Below are 5274 nucleotides of genomic sequence, written 5' to 3' on the forward strand. Positions count from 1 at the left end.
CATGGCCATGCTTTGCGCTCCTGGCCTGCGAGACTTGGTGGTCAGCCAGGGTATCGCAGACATAGCCATCGGATTCGACCCTCGAGGTGGTGGTAGAAGCCTAACCAGGCGCTTGAAGGAATATTCAAGCTTGGTCGCTGAGCTCCGCCGCCGAAAATTCGATCTCACCATCGATCTGACCGACTCGAAGACATCGAGGATGCTACACAAGCTGATCGGCGCCCCAATGCGCGTCGGATACGATCCCCCCGAAGTGCCTCTAAAATCTTGGGAAAGTCAGCCTGCCAATATATTTGCTGAAACCTTCGGCCAGGGAGGCGCGCATTACCTGTACCGATATCTTTCGCCGCTGAGAGCGCTCGGGATAACGTCGAGTGAAGTGACACCGAGGCTTGAGCCCACATCCATCGGACGAGGCGCTTCGACCCAGATTCTGGCTCAGAGCAATCTGAATGCAAAAGCTTTCGTCGCGGTGCACGCCGGAGCAAGGTTCGAAGGGCGGTGCTGGCAACCTGAACGGTTCGCCGCAGTGATCGATGAAGTTTATGAAACGACGGGCCTGCGGTCACTGCTGATTGGCGGACCTGACGAGAGCGCAATCGCGCAACGTATCCTGAATGTGGCGGTCTCCCCGTTGGCAAGCGTTGTTGGCAAAGCCTCGCTTGAGACACTAACAGCATTGCTTGCGGACGCGTTTATCTTCCTGGGAAACGAGAGCGGCCCAATGCACTTGGCCGCATCGGTCGGAACTCCAGTTGTGGGCCTCTACGGGCTCACTCCCCCAGATGTCTGGGGCCCAGTTGGCGTGCCTTACCGCACGGTTGAGCCGCCATTGCCTTGCCAGTGTGTTGCTCCCCATTTGTGCAAACCCAACAACCCGGGCGGCGTCTACTGCGTGCACCGATTGCCCGTTGCCAAGGTCGCTCAAGCAACACATGAGTTGATAGAGGCGGTGAGACAACAGGGGAATGCATCCGTCAATTCACCTTCTCCCGGCGGCGACGCGCTGATCCTCCCATCGGCTCAGGATCGGAGCCGGTTGCAGTAATGACCTCGGCATGGGCTTGGCAAGATCGTCCTGCAACGCTCTCATCGGCTCGCGCTTTTGCATGCGCCGCGGCTCGCCCGGGAGGCGCGACGAGACGGGGCCGCCAAGGCGGCTTAATCAGAGTCAACGGGCCGCCCGTCGACTACTCCAAGGTTGACATGGAAGGCCCGTCGATTTAAGTTCGCGTTAGTGGCCACTAACGCGAACTACTGGACTGCGCTCGGAGATTCGACGAGACGAACGATCTTCGAACTGTTGCTCGAACAGCCTTGTTCGGTCAGCGGACTTGCTCGTGCGCTGCCTGTAACCAGACCAGCGGTCTCTCAGCACCTGAAGGTACTCAAGGAGGCCGGGCTTGTTGCCGACACGCGCTCGGGCAAGGAAAGCATATATCGTATCGATCCCGGCGGCCTGGCAAGTCTGCGCGCGGAAGTCGATCAGTTCTGGAGCAAGACCCTGGCGGGCTACAAACTAGTCGTCGAGCCTCCAAAGAAGGACCAGGTATGAGCAAGCATCCTGCTACCGAGCCTGTAAGGCACTCCGTCGTCGTCGAGGCATCTATGGCGCGTGCCTTCAAGGTCTTCACCGAGGATTTCGGCAGGTTCAAACCTCGCGAGCACAATCTTCTCGCAGTGCCCATTGCTGAGACGATCTTTGAAGCCTGGGTTGGGGGGCACGTTTACGATCGCGGCGTCGACGGCAGCGAGTGTCGCTGGGCTCGTGTATTGACTTACGATCCGCCGAGCCGGCTGGTTCTGAGTTGGGATATCAACCCGCGGTGGCAGATTGAGTCCGACCTGAACAAGACCAGCGAATGGGAAGTCCGGTTCACGGCGGAGACGGAGAACCGGACCAGGGTTGAGATCGAGCACAGGAATTTCGAGTGCCACGGCGAAGGCTGGGAGAGCGTGCGCGGTGGGGTCGATAGCGATCAAGGCTGGCCGCTGTACCTGCAGCGGTTCCACGATCTTTTCACCGGTCGGGCGCCCTGACGCCGTGCCGCGATTTGAGAACGTCGCTCGCAAGCACAGTTTGAGTCCATTGCGGTTCCGGTGAGCGGAGACAACATGGAAGCCTATTGGTTAAGCATTCTCGGTCGCGTTGGCAATCTACTCGGGTTCGTCCAAAGGATTTGCGGGAGGGCTGGCGGGACCGGTAATCCCTGCAGACGACGACAACCGGCTCTACCTCCGAGGGCGCCCTTCCGACAGATGGCGACCTCCCGAACGAACTGACCGTCAAATATTACGGTCAGCGCGGTAGCGCCGGCCTGATCATCTCCGAAGTCAACGACGTGGATCACGTCCAGCCACGGCTACGCGCGGATTCCCGGGATTCACTCCGAAGCCCAAAAGCAGGCCTGGCGCCCGGTGACCGAAGAGGTTCATCGTCAGGGCGGCACCATCTTCATGCAGCTGTGGCATGTCGGCCGACTGGCGCATTCCTCGCTTCTGCCGAACGGCCAGGCGCCAGTGGGTGTGACCGCGGAACAGGCCGTCGGCTCAGAGGTATTCGCCCATGGCCCGGACGGCCGGTTGCGCTTCATGGCGGCAGAGATGCCGAGGCCGCTCAGCACCGAGGAAGTGACGGCCATGGTGGGAACCTTCGCCAAAGCCGCCGCCAATGCCCGGGAGGTCGGGTTTGACGGAATCGAGATCCATGCCGCCAATGGCTATCTGATCGAGCAGTTCATGAACTCGGTGCTCAACACCCGCACAGACTGCTATGGCGGCGGCAGCATGGAAGATCGTACGCGCTTCCTGATGGAAGTCGTCGACGCGGTCGTGGCGGAATTCGGCCCGGGACGCGTGGGGGTTCGCCTTTCACCGTTCGGCAAGTATGGTTCGATGCCCGCTGATCCGCTCGTCGAGGAGACGTTCCTGTACATCGTCGAGCAGCTCGGGCGCCGCGGCGTGGCCTATGTCCATCTGCTCTATGAGCTGCTGCCCGACGGCAACATGGAATCGGTCACGTTCGAGGCGCGCCATCTCGACCATGACATGCTCGCCAAGGCGCGAGCGTTGTTCCCCGGCGCGTTCATATGGTGCGGCGGCTTCAATGACGTCGAGCATGCCCAGGCCGCGCCAGCTGGCCATTGGCTGTGGCGGACCGGTCCGTCTATTACACCCGCAACGGTGAAGTGGGGTACACGGACTTCCCCGCCTATTCGAACGACGGCGCAGCAAGCAGGGCCGCCTGACACGGCGATAGGCCGAGCAGGAGTCAGGCTCAGCGCCACATTTCTCGTCACCGGCGCCAGTTCCAAAAAGGTGGAGGCTCACGCCAACGCCGTGGCGCTTCACTTCATGTACTACAATTTTGGCCGTATCCATGCGACCTTGCGGCTGACCCCGGCAATGGCCGCTGGCGTGACTGGCAAACTTTGGGAGTTTGGCGATATCGTGGCCCTGATCGAAGCGAAGGAATCCGAGAAGCCGGCGGTGCGCGGCTCCTGTAAGAAGCGCGCGTTCGCCTGACAGACCCCACCGAAGGGTTGCCCACTGCCGATTGATGTTGGTATCAAGACAGACCGATGAACCAGGGTCTTTACTATGGACGAATACGATAATCAGAAGGGCGCGAAGCCAGAGGATGTGCGCGCCGCCTTAAAAGGCTGGGCGTTTTTTGCGGCTGCAACGCTTGCAATCTTCGGCGTGGCCTACGCCCTGATTGAGATGTAGTAGCAATGAAACATTTCTGAGGGTTCGCGATTAGGGCTAAATGGCCCGCTTCTTCTTCGATCTAGTCGACAATGGAACCTCATACCCGGACACGGAAGGCACAGACCTTCCAACCCTAGCTTCTGCCGAAGATGAGGCAGCAAGAGCGTTGCTCGAAATAGCCAAGGACCAGATGCCGAACGGCACATTCCGCCAAGTCGCATTGCAAGTTCATGCCGGTACAACCGCGCCGCTGTTTGTGGTAAAAGCGACGTTCGAGCTAATCCGCAACGAGCCTTATCCCGATCAGCGAGTGGGAGCCTAACCATCTTGCTGTTGAAAGCGCCCGACGCTTTCAGATGCGAGCGGCGGCACGGGTGGAGACTTGCGCTCCACCATAGCAGAGACCGTCCGCATTATCGCTGAATAACTGACCCACTACCCTCACCGCCATTGGCTTGGCAAAATGTGCGTATCAGTGCTTCAGTATCTGGCTGAGAAACAGCTTGGTGCGATCGTGCTGAGGATTGCCGAAGAAGCTGTCCGGCTTGCCTTCCTCGACTATCTGGCCGGCATCCATGAAGATGACGCGGTCGGCCACCGCCCGTGCAAAGCCCATTTCATGAGTGACGCAAACCATAGTCATGCCGTCGCGCGCTAGCCCGGTCATCGTATCGAGCACTTCCGACACCATTTCCGGGTCGAGTGCCGATGTCGGCTCATCGAACAGCATTACCGCCGGCTTCATGCACAGGCTTCGCGCAATGGCGACGCGCTGCTGCTGGCCGCCCGACAGCTGGACCGGGAATTTGTTCGCCTGTTCGGGAATGCGCACGCGCTCCAGGAACTGCAGCGCGGTCTTGCGTGCCTCGGCGGCGGAAACGCCCTTGACCCACATCGGCCCGGCCATGCAGTTCATCAGCACGGTCAGATGCGGAAACAGGTTGAAGTGCTGGAACACCATGCCGACATTGCTGCGCACGTCGGCGACGTTCTTCATCTTTGGGTGAAGATGGATGCCGTTGACGGCGATGTCGCCCTCCTGATGCGATTCGAGGCGATTGAAGCAGCGGATCAGTGTCGACTTTCCGGAGCCGGACGGACCACAGATGACGATGCGTTCGCCTTTGTGGACCGTCAGATTGATGTCCTTCAGGGCATGGAACTGGCCGTACCATTTGGAGACGGCTCTGGCTTCAATGATGGCTTGAGCGCTCATCGCACCTTGCTCCTGGCATAGTGTCGTTCGATGCGGGACTGGATCAGCTCGAGGCAGATCGACAGCATCCAGTAGATGAGAGACGCCGAAATCAGCATCTCCATGTGCTGGAAGGTCTTCTGACCCAGCGTGCGGGCAAGGAACATCAGTTCCCAGACGCCGATGACCGAGACCAGCGAACTGTCCTTGAGCATGGAAATGAACTGGTTGCCGGTCGGCGGAATGATGACCGGAAGCGCCTGCGGCAGTATGATCCGGCGCATGGTCAGCGAAAAGCCAAAACCCATCGAGCGCGATGCTTCCCATTGACCACGGTCGATGCTCTGGATTCCCGATCGGAAAATTTC

At 59.6% G+C, this 5274-nt stretch carries 7 protein-coding genes and 2 pseudogenes; 7 read left to right on the forward strand and 2 right to left on the reverse strand.

Annotated features, from left to right (window positions below):
* From EN925_RS22030 to EN925_RS39755, 7 genes and pseudogenes are all read left to right on the forward strand, one after another.
* The coding region (locus EN925_RS22030; protein WP_164894322.1) for a glycosyltransferase family 9 protein at nucleotides 1–1048 on the forward strand (1048 nt) is incomplete at its 5' end.
* Nucleotides 1049–1237: 189 nt separating this feature from the next.
* Nucleotides 1238–1555: a metalloregulator ArsR/SmtB family transcription factor gene (locus EN925_RS22035; RefSeq protein WP_063173989.1), complete on the forward strand. Its 318-nt coding sequence runs from the start codon at nucleotides 1238–1240 to the stop codon at nucleotides 1553–1555.
* On the forward strand, nucleotides 1552–2040 hold the full coding sequence (locus EN925_RS22040) for an SRPBCC family protein (protein WP_127367185.1): 489 nt from the start codon (nucleotides 1552–1554) through the stop codon (nucleotides 2038–2040). Before EN925_RS22035 ends, EN925_RS22040 begins: the two co-directional genes overlap by 4 nt.
* A 342-nt stretch (nucleotides 2041–2382) precedes the next feature.
* Nucleotides 2383–3060: pseudogene (locus tag EN925_RS22050) on the forward strand (alkene reductase); the annotation flags it as partial.
* 249 nt (nucleotides 3061–3309) lie between these two features.
* Nucleotides 3310–3525 (forward strand): annotated as a pseudogene (locus EN925_RS22055) (IS1 family transposase); the annotation flags it as partial.
* Nucleotides 3526–3600: 75 nt separating this feature from the next.
* Nucleotides 3601–3729, forward strand: a complete 129-nt coding sequence (locus EN925_RS41515) for a hypothetical protein (RefSeq protein WP_275955654.1) — start codon at nucleotides 3601–3603, stop codon at nucleotides 3727–3729.
* A gap of 40 nt (nucleotides 3730–3769) precedes the next feature.
* Nucleotides 3770–4033, forward strand: coding sequence for a hypothetical protein (locus EN925_RS39755; RefSeq protein WP_063170684.1), 264 nt, complete (start codon nucleotides 3770–3772; stop codon nucleotides 4031–4033).
* Between the two features lie 150 nt (nucleotides 4034–4183).
* Here EN925_RS39755 and EN925_RS22065 read toward each other — a convergent pair whose 3' ends face one another.
* Both EN925_RS22065 and EN925_RS22070 read right to left on the reverse strand, forming a co-directional pair.
* Nucleotides 4184–4927: an amino acid ABC transporter ATP-binding protein gene (locus EN925_RS22065; RefSeq protein WP_063170685.1), complete on the reverse strand. Its 744-nt coding sequence runs from the start codon at nucleotides 4925–4927 to the stop codon at nucleotides 4184–4186.
* Nucleotides 4924–5274 (reverse strand): amino acid ABC transporter permease (locus tag EN925_RS22070; protein ID WP_164894323.1); only part of this gene is annotated, 351 nt, incomplete at its 5' end. The genes EN925_RS22070 and EN925_RS22065, both read right to left, overlap by 4 nt.

It is taken from the genome of Mesorhizobium sp. M7A.F.Ca.US.006.04.2.1 (assembly GCF_004022915.1).
GTDB classification, from domain to species: Bacteria; Pseudomonadota; Alphaproteobacteria; order Rhizobiales; family Rhizobiaceae; genus Mesorhizobium; species Mesorhizobium ciceri.